Here is a 16,154-nt window from a genome sequence, read left to right on the forward strand (position 1 = left end):
GTCGCTAGATTTTATCCAAATGCCGGAAACCATCCGTCTGCACCAGCATGATGCCGAAGAGGATCGCGTTATAGATCGAATGCACCAGCGTGCTCGCAGCCAATGAGCGCGTCACGAACCGCACAGTACACAGCACCAGACTTACGCAATAGAGCAGCAGCAACGGCCCCCACGCCTGCCCCAGTTGTGCCGAATGCATCAGCGCAAACGGCACGCTGACCAGCATCGCCGCAAAGATCATCGCGCCCGCGCTCCAAACCGGCTGTCCCTCGGCGTCCAGCGGCCTCGGACGCGCCCCTGTCGATCGCTCAATCGCCCAATCCCACGCCGTAGCCATCGCCGGCAGCAGAAACCCGCGAAAGATCATCTCCTCAAACAGCGGTGCAATCGTCACACCAAACACCGTCAACATCCAGGCATTGGTCGACGTGCTGAACATCTTGTCAATCGGAGCATGCTCGGGAAATGGCAGAATGTAGTCGCCCAGCATCGCCAGCACATTGCAAAGCACCGCACAGCCGAGCAGTCTCAGCGCCAGTCGCTTCGCCGTCGCAGCGTGCCAGTGCAGCCCCGCAAAATAAGGCTTCCCCCACGTCGTACGAAAGAAGGGAACAGCGATCGCCAGCCCAATCGCATAGATGAGCAACTGCGAAACCAGCGCCAGCCAAGTCTTGTTGACCAGTTGCGCCAGATCATTCAGTCCAAACCAGTGGTAATGCGCCGAGAGTCCAAGCACAACGATCGTGACCAGCGCGCCGGCCACCATAAACACGCCAAACAACAAAGCGTCGGCAAAGTTAGGAGTTCGCGGCATAGGCCGTAAAGGAAGACTTTCCAGAAACGCAAACGAAGGCGGCTCAACGCCAAGTGGCTCTTGCACCAGAAAGGCTGGCGCAGCCGGCAGCTCACTCATCCCGCCACGAGTCTCCTCGGCCTGATACTCGCCTTCTCGCCAGTCATCACTCATGCGATTCCCATCTTCTTCTTGCGTGGTCCCTTGGGCCTATCCGCGCCGGCTTTCTTCGGAGCAGCCTTCTTCGCATTGCGCGCCAGCACCGCAGGATCTTTCTCCTCGATTGGCGCAGCCAGCTCAGCAGGCGCATCCGCAGGAGCACCATGTTCCGCATAATACTTCGCGAGAAACTCTCCGGTGAACGACCCAGCTACAGCAGCCACATCCTTTGGTCGTCCTTCGGCTACTACTCGGCCACCATCCTCGCCACCCTCGGGCCCCATATCGATCAGCCAATCCGCATTGCGAATCACATCCAGATTGTGCTCGATAATGACGACCGAATTCCCCAGATCGGCCAGCCGGTGCAGCACCTCCAGCAGTTTGCGCACATCGTCAAAATGCAACCCCGTCGTAGGCTCATCCAGCAGATACAGCGTGCGCCCTGTCTGCCGTTTCGAGAGTTCACGAGCCAGCTTCATCCGCTGCGCCTCGCCGCCCGAAAGCGTCGTAGCACTCTGCCCCAGATGGATATATCCAAGGCCCACATCCACCAGCGTCTGCAGCTTCACCCGCAGCAACGGCACGTCGGAAAACACCGCCAGCGCATCCTCAATCGTCAGCTCCAGAATCCCCGCAATCGAGTACCCCTTGAACTTGACTGCCAGCGTCTCCTGGTTATATCGCTTGCCGTTGCACACCTCGCACTGCACATATACGTCGGGAAGGAAGTTCATCTCAATGCGCCGCTGCCCATCGCCCTGGCAAGCCTCGCATCGTCCACCCGCCACATTGAAGCTGAACCGTCCTGGCTTATACCCACGCTCACGCGACTCCGGCAACATCGCGAAGAGATCCCGCAGCGGAGAAAACAACTGCGTATACGTAGCCGGGTTCGACCGCGGCGTGCGCCCAATCGGCGACTGGTCGATGCGAATCACTTTATCGATCAGCTCGGTCCCGGTCAGCGTGTCATGATTGCCCGGCTCCTCGCGCGAAGAGTACAAAGTCTGCGCCAGTGAGCGATACAGAATGTCATTCACCAGCGTGCTCTTGCCGCTTCCGCTCACACCCGTCACAACAGTCATCACGCCCAGCGGAAACCTAGCCGAAACATCCTGCAGATTGTGCTCGCGCGCGCCCTCAATCGTGAGCCACTTGCCCGTGAGCGCACGAGGCCGCTCGCGATGCATGATGCTCGTCTCACCTGAAAGATACCGGCCTGTCAGCGACTCCGGCTCCGCCATGATCTGCGCCGGCGTCCCTTCGGCCACAACATATCCGCCCAGCCGCCCAGCGCCAGGACCAAGATCCAGCACATAGTCCGCAGCGCGAATCGTATCTTCATCGTGCTCCACGACCAGCACCGTGTTACCCAAATCCCTCAGCCGCGTCAATGCATCGATCAGCCGCATGTTGTCCCGCTGATGCAGACCAATCGAAGGCTCGTCCAGCACGTACAGAACACCACGCAGGCGTGAACCAATCTGCGTAGCCAGCCGAATCCGCTGCCCCTCGCCGCCCGATAGCGTAGCGGCATTCCGATCCAGCGAAAGGTAGCTTAACCCCACGCCAGACAAAAACTCCAGGCGCTCCACGACCTCTTTGCGAATACGTTCCGCAATCAGTGCCTCGCGCGCCGTAAAGCTCAGCAGCCGAGCCTGGGCCAGCGCCTTGTTCAGCGAAAGCGCCGTGAAGTCGCTGATCGACAACCCGCCAACCTTCACCGCCAACGACTCAGGCCGAAGCCGCTTCCCACGGCACGTCGGGCACTGCGAGGCTGACATGAAGTTCATCATGTACTCGCGATAACCCTCGCTCTTCGCATCCTCAAGGCCATCACGCAGGTATGACAGAATCCCATGAAAGCCCGTCTTCGGAGCCTCCGTGCGCGGCGGTCCGTAGACTAGAATATGCTGCTGCTTGTTCGGCAATTGCTCAAACGGCGTCTTCAGATCGATCCCATACCGGTCCGCCGCTACATGAATCAGCTTGATCAAATACTGCGAAGCTGACCCCGGGCCAAGCCCGCCATCCAGTAGCGGCTTCGACCAATCCGTAATCACCTTCGCCGGATCGAAGTCATACAGCGACCCGAGCCCGTGACACTCCGGGCAAGCTCCAAAAGCCGAGTTGAAACTAAAGCTGCGCGGCTCCAGCTTCGGTACGTCCAGCCCGCAATCCGGGCAGGCCATCGAAGAAGAGTAAAGCTGCTCCTCTTTCTCCGCGCTTGCCGAACTCGAAGCCGCCACAATCACCAGCCCGTTGGCCATCTGCAGCGCCTTGGTGACAGAAGCTTCCAGCCGCTTCTCAACGCCGGGCTTCAGCACGATCCGGTCAATGACAGCTTCGATGGTGTGATTCTTGCGCCGGTCGAGTACCACGGTCTCAGCGAGGTCACGCAACTCACCATCAATCCGCGCCCGGAACCCCTGCTGCTCCAGCTGATCCAGTAGCTCGCGAAACTCGCCTTTGCGCCCTCGCACCACCGGCGCCATGATCACCACGCGCTGCCCATCGCCCAGCGCTAGAATGCGCTGCACAATCTGCTCGCCCGTCTGCCGCGCAATCGGCTTCCCGCAGTTCGGGCAATGCGGCGTGCCCACCGACGCATACAGCAGGCGAAGGTAGTCGTAGATCTCGGTAATCGTCCCGACAGTCGATCGTGGACTGCGGCTCGTCGTTTTCTGCTCAATCGAAATTGCCGGGCTAAGCCCCTCGATCGAGTCCACATCCGGCCGTTCAATTTGATCCAAGAATTGCCGCGCATACGCCGACAGCGTCTCCACATACCGCCGCTGCCCCTCCGCATAGATCGTGTCAAAGGCCAGCGAACTCTTGCCCGAGCCCGAAAGCCCGGTAACCACCGTCAGCGTGTTCCTGGGGATGCGAACGTTAATGTCGCGCAGATTGTGCTGCCGTGCGCCACGGACCGAAATGTGCGTAATTGTCATATTTTGAGCAGGGAAGCGTAAACCGGAAGGCGACACTGAAGCGTGTCCAGAGGCTCAACACCCAACAGCAACCAGATTGTCACAATCGGCGGAACCCTCTAGAGGTATTCTAGTTGCCAACACCAGCAGGGTCAACGAAACCGGATTTCTCTGAGAGAATCCTTGTTGCAGGGCAACAACCGCCCAAGCGCGCTTTGAGCCGCTGGGAAAAATGCATGTCTACCTTGTTCGCGTATTGCTATTGAGTTGCCGGATTCCAATGTTTTACCTGCGCAGCCGTTACCCTGGATTGCGCTAATAGGAGTTGTATGCAGGATTTCGTCAATCTCGTACTGTTGGTCCTCGCCTCGATCGCAGCCATGCTGCTCGGCGTCCTCGCCGCCTATGGCCTTGTTAAGACGGGCTTCAGCCTAATGCACTGGCACTCCCAGCAACAGGCCCCTGCCACCAAGACACAGACGCAGATTGTCAACGCCTCCTGATATTCACTTGGGACCAGAGCGGGAAGATCGAGCGATCTCACCAACGATATACACGCTATACATATATCGAGCCGCCGAAGAGAACTCATACAAAGCTGATGCTTCGCTAGCAGACACGCTCTTCGAGCACCGGTGCAAACCGCGAGCCAACAAAGAGCAGTAGCCCCGAAACCACCAGCGTGACCAGCGTCAACCCCAGCCCAATCCGCAGGTTGGAGTTGGCCATCCCTGAGATATGCCCGATGATCTGTGGCGAAAACGTGTCCCCCAGAAAATGGATCAGAAACAACTCAAGAGCGATCGCCGATGACCGCACTCCCGGTCCAACCGAGTTGCAGATCGCGGCATTCAGCGGGCCCGTATTGAGAAAGAGAAAGAACTCCGCCCCAGCCAGCGCCGCAACAGACCATGCAGGCGGCCCAAAGAACGTGAGCGCCGCCAGCGGCAGAGTCAAAATCATGCTCCATGCCGAAAGCAGATAAAGCGCCCGGTGATTTGTCCGCAGCCACCGCTGCGCCAGCCAGCCGCCGATCGCCGTCCCGGCCAGTCCGTCCACGACGGTGATCCCACCCAGAATCGTCCCCGCCTTGGCCACGCTCATGCCCGCAAACCGGTGCAGAAATGTTGGCATCCAGGTCGAAATTCCACCCATGGCGAAAACCATCATAGCCATGCCCAGCGCGGCAAAGATATAAGCGGGATTACGAAATAACCCCCAGAAATTGAACCACATAGCTCGACCGGTGGGCTTTGCAATCGGTGTCGCGAGATCCGTTCCGCCGCGCGTCGGCTCAACTGTAAACAACCAGAAAGCTCCGGCGATCAGAAACCCCGGAATCGCGCCGACAAAAAACGGAGTGCGCCAGCCGTAGCGCTGCCCAAGCTGCCCGCCCACCAGATACCCCAGCGCCGCGCCGACCGGAATGGCGAGGTAAAACCATGAAAGTACGCGGTTTCGTTCTTTCGGAGGATAGAAATCCGAGATCACCGCTGGCGCAAAAATGCTGAAGGTGGCCTCGCCAACACCCACCAGCGCGTGGCGGAAATAAAGCGACCAGTAATCATGCACCCAGAAGGTGAAAAGCGTTGCGGTGCTCCAGAGGACTGCCCCAGCCACGATCAATGGCTTGCGGCGGAAACGGTCCCCCATCCACCCGGTAAACGGCGCCGTCAGCATATACGTGACAAACAGAGCCGTCGTCAGCGCACCCATCCGCTCGTCCGAAACGCCAAATTCTGCCTGGATCAGCGGCTGAGTCCCAGGCAGAATGTAGCGATCCAGAAAATTGAGCAGGTTCAGCCCGGTGAGCAGCAGTAGAGCGACCAGCGCAGGTTGGCCTAAGCCAGACAAGCGTGCACCGGTCAGTTCGAGCTGGACGGCTTCAGAATTGCCAGGGGCTTCCGGCATCGGCACCATTCCCAGGGCAGATTTGATGTTGCGCACTGCCTATCCTCGCACCGGCATTGCAACTTGTCATCCAGGCATTGCAACTCGTACGACGAAGATTGCGCAATGTCCCACACGTATTGCGCAACGTGCTACAAAATTTGCCAACCTACCAGGGGGGCGCCAGGCCTAAACCTGGGGCCGCGGCCAGCGTGCCTCAACGGTCGTCGAAATTCCACCGCGTGGACGGAAGTCGCCCTTGACCACAGCCCAGACCGGGTCGCAGGCCTTCACCAGATCGTTGAGCACCTGGTTCACAACGTTCTCCTGGAAAATCCCCAGGTTACGGTAGCAGAACAGATATTCCTTCCAGCTCTTTAGCTCAGCACAGCGCTCGCGGGGCATGTAGCGCAGCGTCAGTACGCCGAAGTCGGGCAGGCCGGTCTTGGGGCAGACGGAGGTAAATTCCGGATCGTCGATCAGAATTTCGTAGCCCTGGAATTGGTTGGGCCAGGTTTCGATGGCCGGAAAAGGGAAGTCCAGGCCGGATTTTGCATGTTCGTCAGTGTAGCGTTGTTCGAGTGCCATGCTTCCATTGTAGATGGATTGGTGCTTCAGACCAAGCCGGACCGGGTGTTGACGCGGCTGTCACAGGCTTGGGAAAGTTGCTGCATCTAGTTGAGTCCAAATCGCCAAACGTGAGTCTTATATACTGACCTTCGACAGGTGTGGCCGGGCAACGAATTTATGCGCCACGCATAGGACGCGTCCCATTCATGGCAGAAGAAAGCAAGCAGAAGAGTCGGCTTTGGTTGTGGATCGGGGCCGCAGTCGTATTGGTGATCGTCTTTTTCGTCGCCCGAGCGCTTACCCGAGACCGGATGCCGGTCCACGCCGCAAGCGCTACGCGCACCGAACTTGTCGGCACGGTGAGTACCAACGGCCTCGTTGAGCCGGTGACAAACTTCGAATTCCACAGCCCGCTCGCGACCACGGTTAAAGCGATTCTGGTGCATCAAGGCGACCGTATGAAGTCAGGCGCCCTGTTGATGCGGCTCGATGACCTCACCGCCCGCGCGCGTGTTGCGTCTGCCGAGAGTGCGTTGCGTACCGCCGAGGCGAGCAACGAGGCCGTCACCAAGGGAGGCACCCTGGAGGAGCGGCAGTCGCTTTCCTCGACCATCGCGCGGGATCAGCTTGACGTGGCTCAGCGTCAGAGGGAACTCGAAGCATTGCAGAAGTTGCAGGGAACAGGCGCAGCCTCGGCCAGTGAAGTCGAAGCGAGCCGCCAGCGCCTGGCTCTCGCTCAGGACACGCTCAAGACCGATCAGGGCCGCCAGCAGACTCGCTACGCGCCCAGCGAACAGCAGCGGTCCGCCGCAGCTGTTGCTGACGCCCTGGCGAATCTTGCCGCTGCACGCGAAGTTCTGAACAAGACGTCGCTCCGGTCCCCGGTGGACGGAACGGTGTATTCAATCCCCGTCGGCCGGTCTGATTTTGTCGAAGAAGGCAAACTGCTCCTGCAGGTTGCCGATTTGAGTAAAGTGCAGGTGCGAGCTTACTTTGACGAGCCGGATACCGGCCGCCTGGCGCTTGGCCAGAAAGCAAAGTTTGTCTGGGACGCACAGCCGGGCCGGGTTTGGCACGGACACATCGTGCAACTGCCTTCGACGATCGTTGCCTACACCACACGCAACGTCGGTGAAGTGTTGATCGCCATCGACGATGCTGACAACGTTCTGCTGCCTGCGACCCACGTGACGGTGACGGTGACCACTTCCACCGCGCCCAATACTCTGACCGTGCCGCGCGAAGCTCTGCACAGCGAAAACGGCAAGCAGTTTGTTTATCGCATTGTGAGTGGAAACCTTGTTCGCACTTCGGTTACGATCGGCACGCCAAATCTGACTCTGGTCCCGATCCTGTCAGGATTGAATGAAGGTGACCATGTGGCAACCGGCAGCCTCAATGGAATGACGCTCGAAGACGGCGCGCCGGTAAAGGTTGTGAGGTGACGGTTGCAATGCGGATTCGGAATGACTTTGCGTTAAGAACATTACTGAGCCTGGCAATTGCTCTGCCGTGCGTGAGCTTCGCTCAATCGGGTTCTCTGGCTTCCGCCAATTCCGATCTTCAGGCTGGCCGCGCCGACGCGGCCATCGCGAAGTTGAACGCTGCCCTCAAGACTGATCCGAAGTCGGCGGAGGCAAACAATCTGCTGTGCCGCGTGGAGTTGACCCTGGACCAGTTCGACCAGGCAGCGGAGCACTGCCAGAAAGCGGTCGAGGCCAACCCTCAGAGTGCGAAGTACCATCTTTGGCTGGGCCAGGCCATTGGCGAGCGGGCAAGCAAAGCCAATGCCTTCAGTGCCTTTTCCCTGGCGAAAAAGTCGAGAGCCGAGTTCGAAGAAGCTGTAAAGCTTGATCCGAAGGACGCAGAAGCCCTGGCCGACCTGGGTGAGTTCTACAAGGAAGCGCCCGGTGTGGTCGGCGGCGGCATGGACAAGGCCGAAGAGATTGCCAAAAAGCTGGATGCGGTGAGCCCGTCACGAGCGCATGTGCTCCGCGGAACGATTGCGGAAAAGCAGAAGGATTTGCCCGGAGCTGAGAAGGAATACAAGGCGGCGACGGTCGGCGATAAGGATGCGCAGGCCTGGATCGAACTGGCGAATTTCTATCGTCGTCAGTCTCGATGGGCGGATATGGAATCTGCCATCAATAGCGGCGTGGCGGCTGCGGCTCACTCCAAACACGGAGCAATTGCGCTGTTCAACGGTGCGTCGACGCTGGCCCGCACTAACCGCCAGCTTCCGCAGGCGATCAAGCTTTACGAGACCTACCTGGCATCTCCCGACAAGACAGAAGAGGCGCCTGCCTTCGACGCGCTCACCAGGCTAGCCAAGCTACGCAGCCAGACTGGCGATGCAGCCGGTGCGAAGCGCGATCGGGATGCAGCCCTGGCGCTGGCACACGAGTACAAACCTGCGATCGAGGCCAAGTTTTGAACGGTACGTGTAAAGTTGGCAGGAACTCGAGACTCGACCGGATCAAGTTCGGAGTAATGGCTGCTGGAGTCTTGGCTATCGCGGTCAGCCCCGTCCATTTGACTGCGCAGATTTCGCTGGCAGCTGTCGTGGACATGGCGCAGCGCAACAGCAGTGCAGTGAAGCTCGCGAGCGCAGACGTGCTCAGAGCAGAGTCGCTCCTGAAACAGTCAAAGGACGTATACGTGCCCAACCTCGTCGTGGGCTCAAGCGTAGGTCCACCGTCGATCGGCTTCACCTTCAGCCAGCCTTCGATTGCCAGTGCGACAATCCAGTCACTTTTCTACAGCTATCCGCAAAAGCAATATATTTTGGCCGCTCAGGAAGGCGTGCATGCCGCCACCCTGAATCTGAAGGACGCGAAGGAGCAGGCGGCTTTGGACGCGTCGGCGGATTATATTGAGCTGGACACGGTGAGCCGGGAGTTGGAAACGGCTCAGCAGCAGTCGGAGTTTGCCGACCGGTTGTTACTCATCGAGCAACAGCGGCAAGAAGCTGGCGTTGATCCACTGAGCGAAGTGCTCCAGGCGCGCTTGATTGTGGCGCAGTTGAAGCTGCGCGTGACGCACCTGCAATCGCGGGCGTCCACCCTGCTCAGTCAGCTGGCTTCGCTGACCGGACTGCCGGCTGCCTCGATTCGGACGCTTCACACCTCCATCCCTGAAGTGCCTGCCGTAACGGCGGAGCAGCCTGCGGGCTCCGATCCGCTCATCCTTGCGGGCATTCAGGCGGCGCGGGCGCAGGCGGCTTCAAAGCAATTTCAAGCCAAGGGAGATTACCTGTCGGCGAAACACTGGCCGCTGATAGCCTTCGGAGCGCAGTACAACCGCGACGCGACATCGTTGAACAACTACAACATCTACTTCAGCGCGAAGAAGAAATTCAAGGCAGATAACTTCAACGCTGGTTTCAATATCCAGATTCCGATTTACGACCGGAGTAAAAGGGACAAGTCGCGGGAGACCGCGGCAGAATCCTTGCGCGCGACCGTCGAGGCAGAGCAGGCCCAGCGCCAGAATGATGTTCAGATCGCAACGTTGTCGGCTAATTTGCGCGAACTGAGTGCCTTGGCAGAAGTGGCGAGTCTAAAACAACAGATCGCGACCGAGCAGGTAAAGACGGTTCGTACGTCGCTTGAGAACGGCAACGGTGCGGGAATCGATCCTGGCGCGCCGCCGCAGCAGTCTCCCAAGGCGGAGCAGCAGGCTCTAATCGACGAGCGTCAGAAGACGATTGACGCTCTCGATACCGGTTTCGACCTGACCAAGGCTCGGCTCGGCCTGCTGCGCGCGCTGGGCCATATGGACGACTGGTTGCGCGAAGTTGGGCCTGCGGAAGCTGCCGGCGCGGCACCGGTTACTCCAGTAACGAACTAGTAACGGCAAGATTGTATCGGCAGGACGGCTGAGAATGAGCCGAAGTGCTAAAATTGAAGGGATGTCAACGACTTTGAATACCAAACCATTGAAGACGCTTTTCCTGAATCCTCCTTCGTTCGAGAACTTCGACGGAGGCGCCAGTTCGCGCTGGCCCGCAACACGCGAGATTGAATCGTACTGGTACCCGGTCTGGCTGGCGTATCCGGCTGGTCTGCTGGAAGGCTCGCGCCTGCTCGACGCTCCGCCGCACCACGTGAGCGCAGATGAGACGATCGAGATTGCCAAGGAATACGAGTTTCTGGTTCTGTTCACCTCCACGGTGGGCTGGGAAGGCGATCACCGCCTGGCCGAAGCGATCAAGGCTGCCAATCCCACGATCAAGATCGCGTTCGTCGGACCACCGGTGACCACTTCGCCAGACAAGGCTCTGAACGAGTGCACGGCGATGGACTTCATCTGCCGCCGCGAGTTCGACTATTCCGTCGTTGAATTTGCGCAGGGCAAGCCGCTGAGCGAGATTCTGGGCATCAGCTACAAGGCCCGCACTGCCAACGGTGGATACACCATCATCCATAATGCTGACCGTCCGCAGGTGGAAGACCTGGACGCAATGCCGTGGGCGACTAAGATCTACAAGCGCGACATGGATGTGACGCGGTACAACGTGCCGTTCCTGCTGCACCCGTACATTTCGCTCTACTCCACGCGCGGCTGCCCGGCGCAGTGCACTTTCTGTCTGTGGCCGCAGACGCTTTCCGGCCATGCCTGGCGCAAGCGCTCGACCGACGACGTGGCGGCGGAGCTGAAGTGGGCCAAAGAGAACTTTCCGGAAGTAAAGGAATTCTTCTTTGACGACGACACCTTCAACATTCAGAAGGCCCGCACCATTGAGCTCTGCGAAAAGCTGAAGCCGCTGACGCTGACCTGGAGCTGCACTTCGCGCGTAACGACTGATCGCGAGACGCTCAAGGCGATGAAAGAAGCCGGTTGCCGTCTTCTGATCGTGGGCTTTGAGTCAGGCGATCCGCAGATTTTGAAGAACATCAAGAAGGGTGCCACCGTCGAGCGCGCGCGGGCCTTTGCGAAGGATTGCAATGACCTCGGGCTGGTTGTTCACGGCGACTTCATTCTGGGACTACCGGGCGAGACAAAGGAGTCGATCCAGAACACGATCAACTTCGCCAAGTCGCTCGATGTCGAGACGATCCAGGTTTCCATTGCCCACGCCTATCCGGGCACCGAGTTCTTCGACTACGCCGAGAAGAATGGCTACATCACCAACGAAGATGCCATGAGCGACGCGGGCGGCCACCAGATGGCGCACATCGAGTACCCCGGTCTGCCCAAGGAATACGTGCTGGAGATGGTGCATAAGTTCTACGATGCCTACTATTTCCGGCCCAAGGCGGCGTTCCGTGTGATCTGGAAAGCCATCATCAACCGCGACGTGCCACGGCTCTACGTTGAAGCGAAGGCTTTCCTCAAGCTTCGCCGCCAGCGCATGAACATGGTCAAGGAGTCCAAGAAGGTGCAGGACAAGACGCCGAATCCGGCGGCTGCCTAGCTGCACACTGCTGCGATATAAGTGGCGGCACAGCCTATCGGCTTGCCGCCATTTTCCTTTGACTACGAAATAGGAGTGCACTTCGGGATGGCTCAGGCCAGACTTACATTGGGCCAGTACTCGATCCTCGGATTGGTGGCCATTTGCGCGCCTTTGGGCGATACGGTGCTGGACCGCGGCATGAGCCGCATGCCGGCGATTTCGCTGGCGCATCCGGAGCAGTTGCTTGCGGCGGTGTTCACCCCCTGGATTGTTGCCGGCATCGCGCTGCTGATCTGCTTTTTTGCCTGCTACCTGACAGCGCTTTCCTGGGCTGACCTGACATATGTTCTGCCGGCAACCGCCTTCGGCAACGTGATTGTGGCGCTGCTGGCCAAGTTCTGGCTGCATGAGCCGATCACGCCGTATCGCTGGGCCGGAATTATCCTGATCACGGTTGGCGTCGGGTTCGTGGCGCAGGGGCCATCGCTTACCGAACATCCGCCAGCAGTGTCGCCGGAGCCCAACCCGGATAGCGGGGTTGTGGAATGATGGCTATCATGTCTGGAGTCCCAGCTTCGGAACAGTGGGCTGCCGCGGGGATGATCGCGGTGGTGGTGCTGAGTTCGACCACCGGAGAAGTGCTGACGGCTGCAGCGATGAAGTCGATTGGAGACCTCGACGAGATCCGCGCGCGCGCCGGGATGAAGGGCGCGATCAAGGCGGTCGTGACCTGTCCGCTATTCTTTGCCGGGGTCGGATTCCTCGCGCTGGCGTTCTTTGCGCTGCTCTTTGCGCTGAACCATCTGCCGCTGAGCCTGGTGGCCCCGGCGTCAGCATCCTTAACTCTCGTGACTAATGCCATTGCAGCCAAGCTCTTCCTCAAGGAAAACGTCGACCGGCGGCGATGGACAGCGGCTGTGCTGGTCTGCATCGGGGTCTACCTGTTGGCGCATTGACGCCGGGTAAGTCGGTAGATAAGTGCAATACCGCTCCGTGATTTCGGAACTTCTACGGGTAGACTTAGGGAATGGCGCTGCGCCTTTTTGTTGCGACGACGAGTGAAGGCAAGCTTGCCGACTTCCGCGAGGCGGCGGAGGAGTACGAAATCGTGCTCGACCCCGTGCCCGGGCTGCGGACCATTCCCGCGCCGCATGAAGATGGGCTCACCTTTGAGGCCAACGCCATCACCAAGGCCATCTATTACAGCGGCTTCGCGCCCGGTGATGTGGTCATTGCCGACGACTCGGGTCTCGAAGTGGACGCTCTGAACGGCGCTCCCGGCGTGCGGTCGGCTCGGTTTGCCGCGGACAGCGGGCTGGTCGATTCGCCGGATGCCAACGACAACACCGATGTCTGGAATAACATGATCCTGCTGCAGAAGCTGGACGGTGTTCCGATGGAGCAGCGCACGGCGCGCTACCGTTGCGTGCTGGCGGCGGCCCGGGACGGGGAAGTCTTGGAGACCGCGGAAGGCACAGTCGAAGGGCTGATCCTCGAAGCGCCCCACGGCACTGGCGGCTTCGGCTACGATCCGTTGTTCTACCTCCCCAATTTGGATCAGACGATGGCCGATCTCGATCTGAGCGTGAAGTTCGCGGTAAGCCATCGCGGACTGGCGTTTGCGGAGTTGCTACCGCGGCTTGTGCCGTAAAATTTAGCCAACTCTAATGAACGACGCTCAACCTTCCACGGAATTGCGCCGAGTGTATCGAATGCGGACCTCGCAGCGATTTGTTTGCCTTCTGCTGCTTTTATTTGGAATTTTGATGGGCGTCGGAATCTGGTATGGCGTTCTGTCAGGAATGACTCAACCGACATTTCTGTTGCTGTTTTTCCCTTTTTTGTATGTAGGATTCGCAGGAGTGCTTACGCTCAGGGCGTTTAGTAATTGGGTAGCCCTTTCTGAGATCGAACTAAAGGCGAGCACCCTGAGTGGGAAGAAGGTACTACCTCGTGACAAGATTAAGGGCCGGCGGAAGTATTGTGACGATAGCGGAGAGGGACCTAACGTTTGGCATTTGGTATTTGAACCCAATGATGATCGATTTCCCACGATCAATATTGAAGAACTCTATCAATTCGACGGCTACTTCTACCAATGGTTCAACAGTCTCCCTGATCTGGATGAGCTGGATAAACACAAATTGAAGACTTCAAAATTCGGTTTGGTCTGATTGCTTCTCAAGCTTCATATTCGCGTAACCGGGTTGTTTAAGGCTGCAAATTTGCGGGCTGGCGTTCGTTGAACTGTTTCCACGGTTGGCGGAGTAGGCATCGTCTCACGGGAGTGCAAAGGCATTGTGACGTAGCGGCAGGTTATATATTGTGGTTGGGCTGCAAAATCCAAGGCGAAAAAAATCATCCGGAGCCAAATGTCATGGCGGTCATCACCTTTTCCAATTCCACAGACGGCCTCGAGCCGCATCAGCGCAGCCGCGAACACTTCATCGCAGACATGGACCTCGAGGACGAACGGCTCTGGGTGCCATACTCTGAGGGTGTCTGGTTCCAGCCTTGCCACTTCAACGTCACTTCCGGCGGATTCAGCGTCATCGCCAAGGCTCTTCCCGGCGCCATCATCGGAACCCACTACCATGTCGGCACCGTCCAGGCATGGACCATATCGGGCCACTGGTACTACATGGAGCACGACTGGGTAGCGAAGCCCGGCACCTTTGTCTTCGAGCCAGCCGGCGGCATGCATACGTTGGTCATCCCGGCAGACTCCCCCGGCCCGATGATCACGCTCTTCGTCGTCACCGGCGCTCAAATCTACATGGACAAGCCCGCTGCAGTAGGCGAGGGCCAATTTGGCTCTTACGAGGACGGGTTCACCATGCTGGAAATGAGCCGCAAGCACTATCGCGACGTAGGCCTCGATCCCGCCCTACTCGATGCCCGCATTCGTTGATCCCGATTCGTTCATCCCGATTTGCCCATGCACCCCGATTCGGTCCAATGTTCGCAATGCGGCAAAGCATTGCTGCGCTTCCTTGACGGTCGTTCTATCAGGCACCAATAATGCAACATAGATTCGACAATCGTGTGCGGAACGACCTCTGCTCTAACTCGTTCGCTATCGATACAAGGAGTTTCATTCATGGCTACCGCCACACAGCCTGCCGGTTCATCACGGCGATTGCCGGGAGGCGTCGAGCCTCTGCGCGCCGGTAAGGGCTACTCCTTTCTGCTGCGCAAGCTGCACTCGCTCTCGGGCATCGTGCCGATTGGCGCGTTCTTTGTTGAACATGTCCTCTCCAATTTCGAAGCGCTGAAAGGGCCTGCCGCATACGCGGCACAGGTCAAGTTCCTCAACAGCCTGCCGCTGGTGCGCGTGCTGGAGATTGGACTGATCTTCATTCCGCTCGCCTATCACATGCTCTATGGCGTCTACATCGCGCTGCGCGGCAAGAGCAACGTGGTCTATTACTCGTGGGCAGGGAACTGGATGTACGTTGTCCAGCGCTGGACGGGGTATATCGCGTTCGTCTACATCGTGCAGCACGTGGCCCGGCAACGGTTCATGGGCACCAGCCTGCCGGAGAATCCCGGCGCCGCCTTCCACAAGGTGCAGATGGAACTGTCCAACCCGTGGATGTTGGCGGTGTACGTGATCGCCATGCTCGCGGTCTGCTGGCACTTCTCCTACGGCATCTGGCTGTTCTGCGCGAAGTGGGGCATTACGCCTGGGACCAAGGCGCGGCAGCGCTTCGCTTACGTCTGCCTGGCGCTCGGAATCGTGCTCGCAGGCATGGGATTGGCCAGCATTTACGCCTTCGTTGGACCCAACTACAAGAACACCCCGGAGAATATAGCTCCGGCAACAAGCAGCATCGCTATTCGCGCTGTTACGCCGTACGCTTAAGAGGAGAAACCATGAGCCCATCTCCGGTTCGCATCACAGCACGGGAGTTTCAAAAGCATGCGCACGAGGCCAATGCTGCGCTCACGTCCGTGGGGCAGGCAGTCGCCGCCTCTGGACTCGAGCCAGAGTTGTTGCAGTTGATCAAGCTGCGGGCTTCTCAGTTGAACGGATGCGCATACTGCACCCAGCTGCATCTGAACGAGTCGCGGCACATGGAGATTCCGGCGCCCAAGGTTGATCTGCTCGTAGTATGGCGCGAAGCGGGGATTTTCTCCGAGCGCGAGAAAGCTGCGCTGGCCTGGACGGAACTTCTGACCAAGCTGGCGGCCAGCCACGTGACGGACGAAGATTACGCGGCGGTAGCTTCGCAGTTCGCTCCACAAGAATTAGCCTGGCTCAGCACTTCGATAGCGCTGATTAACGCATGGAACCGCCTGGCTGCGCCATTTCAGTACGCCCCTCCGATTTTGCATCACGAGATTCAAGCTGCGCAGACGGCACCACAGGCAACGGCACCGGAACCGGTACACGCATAGGAAAGGATTC

At 58.7% G+C, this 16,154-nt stretch carries 16 protein-coding genes; 12 read left to right on the forward strand and 4 right to left on the reverse strand.

The window, feature by feature from the left end; all coding sequences use genetic code 11:
* Positions 1-4: 4 nt before the first annotated feature.
* Together AC5S27_RS09770 and uvrA are read right to left on the reverse strand one after the other, a co-directional pair.
* On the reverse strand, positions 5-967 hold the full coding sequence (locus AC5S27_RS09770; protein ID WP_493934380.1) for a CPBP family intramembrane glutamic endopeptidase: 963 nt from the start codon (positions 965-967) through the stop codon (positions 5-7).
* Positions 964-3,906 (reverse strand): excinuclease ABC subunit UvrA, encoded by a 2,943-nt coding sequence (gene uvrA, locus AC5S27_RS09775; protein WP_493934381.1) that lies wholly within the window; start codon positions 3,904-3,906, stop codon positions 964-966. The genes AC5S27_RS09770 and uvrA overlap by 4 nt, the downstream gene beginning before the upstream one ends.
* Positions 3,907-4,214: 308 nt before the next feature.
* Between uvrA and AC5S27_RS09780 the strand changes: the two genes are divergently transcribed.
* Positions 4,215-4,388, forward strand: a complete 174-nt coding sequence (locus AC5S27_RS09780; protein ID WP_493934382.1) for a hypothetical protein — start codon at positions 4,215-4,217, stop codon at positions 4,386-4,388.
* Positions 4,389-4,494: 106 nt separating this feature from the next.
* Here the strand turns inward: AC5S27_RS09780 and AC5S27_RS09785 are convergent, their stop codons facing one another.
* Together AC5S27_RS09785 and queF are read right to left on the reverse strand one after the other, a co-directional pair.
* On the reverse strand, positions 4,495-5,832 hold the full coding sequence (locus AC5S27_RS09785) for a spinster family MFS transporter (RefSeq protein WP_493934383.1): 1,338 nt from the start codon (positions 5,830-5,832) through the stop codon (positions 4,495-4,497).
* Positions 5,833-5,964: 132 nt separating this feature from the next.
* The gene (queF, locus tag AC5S27_RS09790; RefSeq protein ID WP_493934384.1) at positions 5,965-6,363 is read right to left on the reverse strand and encodes a preQ(1) synthase; all 399 of its coding nucleotides are present in this window, start codon (positions 6,361-6,363) and stop codon (positions 5,965-5,967) included.
* A gap of 188 nt (positions 6,364-6,551) precedes the next feature.
* Between queF and AC5S27_RS09795 the strand changes: the two genes are divergently transcribed.
* The 11 genes from AC5S27_RS09795 (at position 6,552) to AC5S27_RS09845 (ending at position 16,144) form a co-directional block, all read left to right on the forward strand.
* Positions 6,552-7,790, forward strand: a complete 1,239-nt coding sequence (locus AC5S27_RS09795; RefSeq protein WP_493934385.1) for an efflux RND transporter periplasmic adaptor subunit — start codon at positions 6,552-6,554, stop codon at positions 7,788-7,790.
* 8 nt (positions 7,791-7,798) lie between these two features.
* A complete protein-coding gene (locus tag AC5S27_RS09800) occupies positions 7,799-8,779 on the forward strand; it encodes a tetratricopeptide repeat protein (RefSeq protein ID WP_493934386.1) in 981 nt (326 codons plus the stop codon).
* A gap of 56 nt (positions 8,780-8,835) precedes the next feature.
* Positions 8,836-10,194, forward strand: a complete 1,359-nt coding sequence (locus AC5S27_RS09805) for a TolC family protein (protein ID WP_493934387.1) — start codon at positions 8,836-8,838, stop codon at positions 10,192-10,194.
* A 73-nt stretch (positions 10,195-10,267) separates the two neighbouring features.
* Positions 10,268-11,761 (forward strand): hopanoid biosynthesis associated radical SAM protein HpnJ, encoded by a 1,494-nt coding sequence (gene hpnJ / locus AC5S27_RS09810; RefSeq protein ID WP_493934388.1) that lies wholly within the window; start codon positions 10,268-10,270, stop codon positions 11,759-11,761.
* 87 nt (positions 11,762-11,848) lie between these two features.
* Positions 11,849-12,292, forward strand: coding sequence for an EamA family transporter (locus AC5S27_RS09815; RefSeq protein ID WP_493934389.1), 444 nt, complete (start codon positions 11,849-11,851; stop codon positions 12,290-12,292).
* Positions 12,293-12,300: 8 nt separating this feature from the next.
* Positions 12,301-12,699 carry an EamA family transporter gene (locus AC5S27_RS09820; protein ID WP_493934390.1) on the forward strand — a complete coding sequence of 133 codons (399 nt, stop codon included), beginning with the start codon at positions 12,301-12,303 and terminating at the stop codon, positions 12,697-12,699.
* A gap of 71 nt (positions 12,700-12,770) precedes the next feature.
* The gene (locus tag AC5S27_RS09825) at positions 12,771-13,394 is read left to right on the forward strand and encodes a non-canonical purine NTP pyrophosphatase (protein WP_493934391.1); all 624 of its coding nucleotides are present in this window, start codon (positions 12,771-12,773) and stop codon (positions 13,392-13,394) included.
* 61 nt (positions 13,395-13,455) lie between these two features.
* The gene (locus AC5S27_RS09830; RefSeq protein ID WP_493934392.1) at positions 13,456-13,917 is read left to right on the forward strand and encodes a hypothetical protein; all 462 of its coding nucleotides are present in this window, start codon (positions 13,456-13,458) and stop codon (positions 13,915-13,917) included.
* 203 nt (positions 13,918-14,120) lie between these two features.
* Positions 14,121-14,654 (forward strand): 2,4'-dihydroxyacetophenone dioxygenase family protein, encoded by a 534-nt coding sequence (locus tag AC5S27_RS09835; protein ID WP_493934393.1) that lies wholly within the window; start codon positions 14,121-14,123, stop codon positions 14,652-14,654.
* 189 nt (positions 14,655-14,843) lie between these two features.
* Positions 14,844-15,608, forward strand: a complete 765-nt coding sequence (locus tag AC5S27_RS09840) for a succinate dehydrogenase/fumarate reductase transmembrane subunit (protein ID WP_493934394.1) — start codon at positions 14,844-14,846, stop codon at positions 15,606-15,608.
* 11 nt (positions 15,609-15,619) lie between these two features.
* Complete coding sequence (locus AC5S27_RS09845; protein ID WP_493934395.1) at positions 15,620-16,144, forward strand: carboxymuconolactone decarboxylase family protein; 525 nt, start codon at positions 15,620-15,622, stop codon at positions 16,142-16,144.
* Positions 16,145-16,154: the final 10 nt, after the last annotated feature.

The sequence above is a fragment of the Acidicapsa borealis genome, assembly GCF_059115245.1.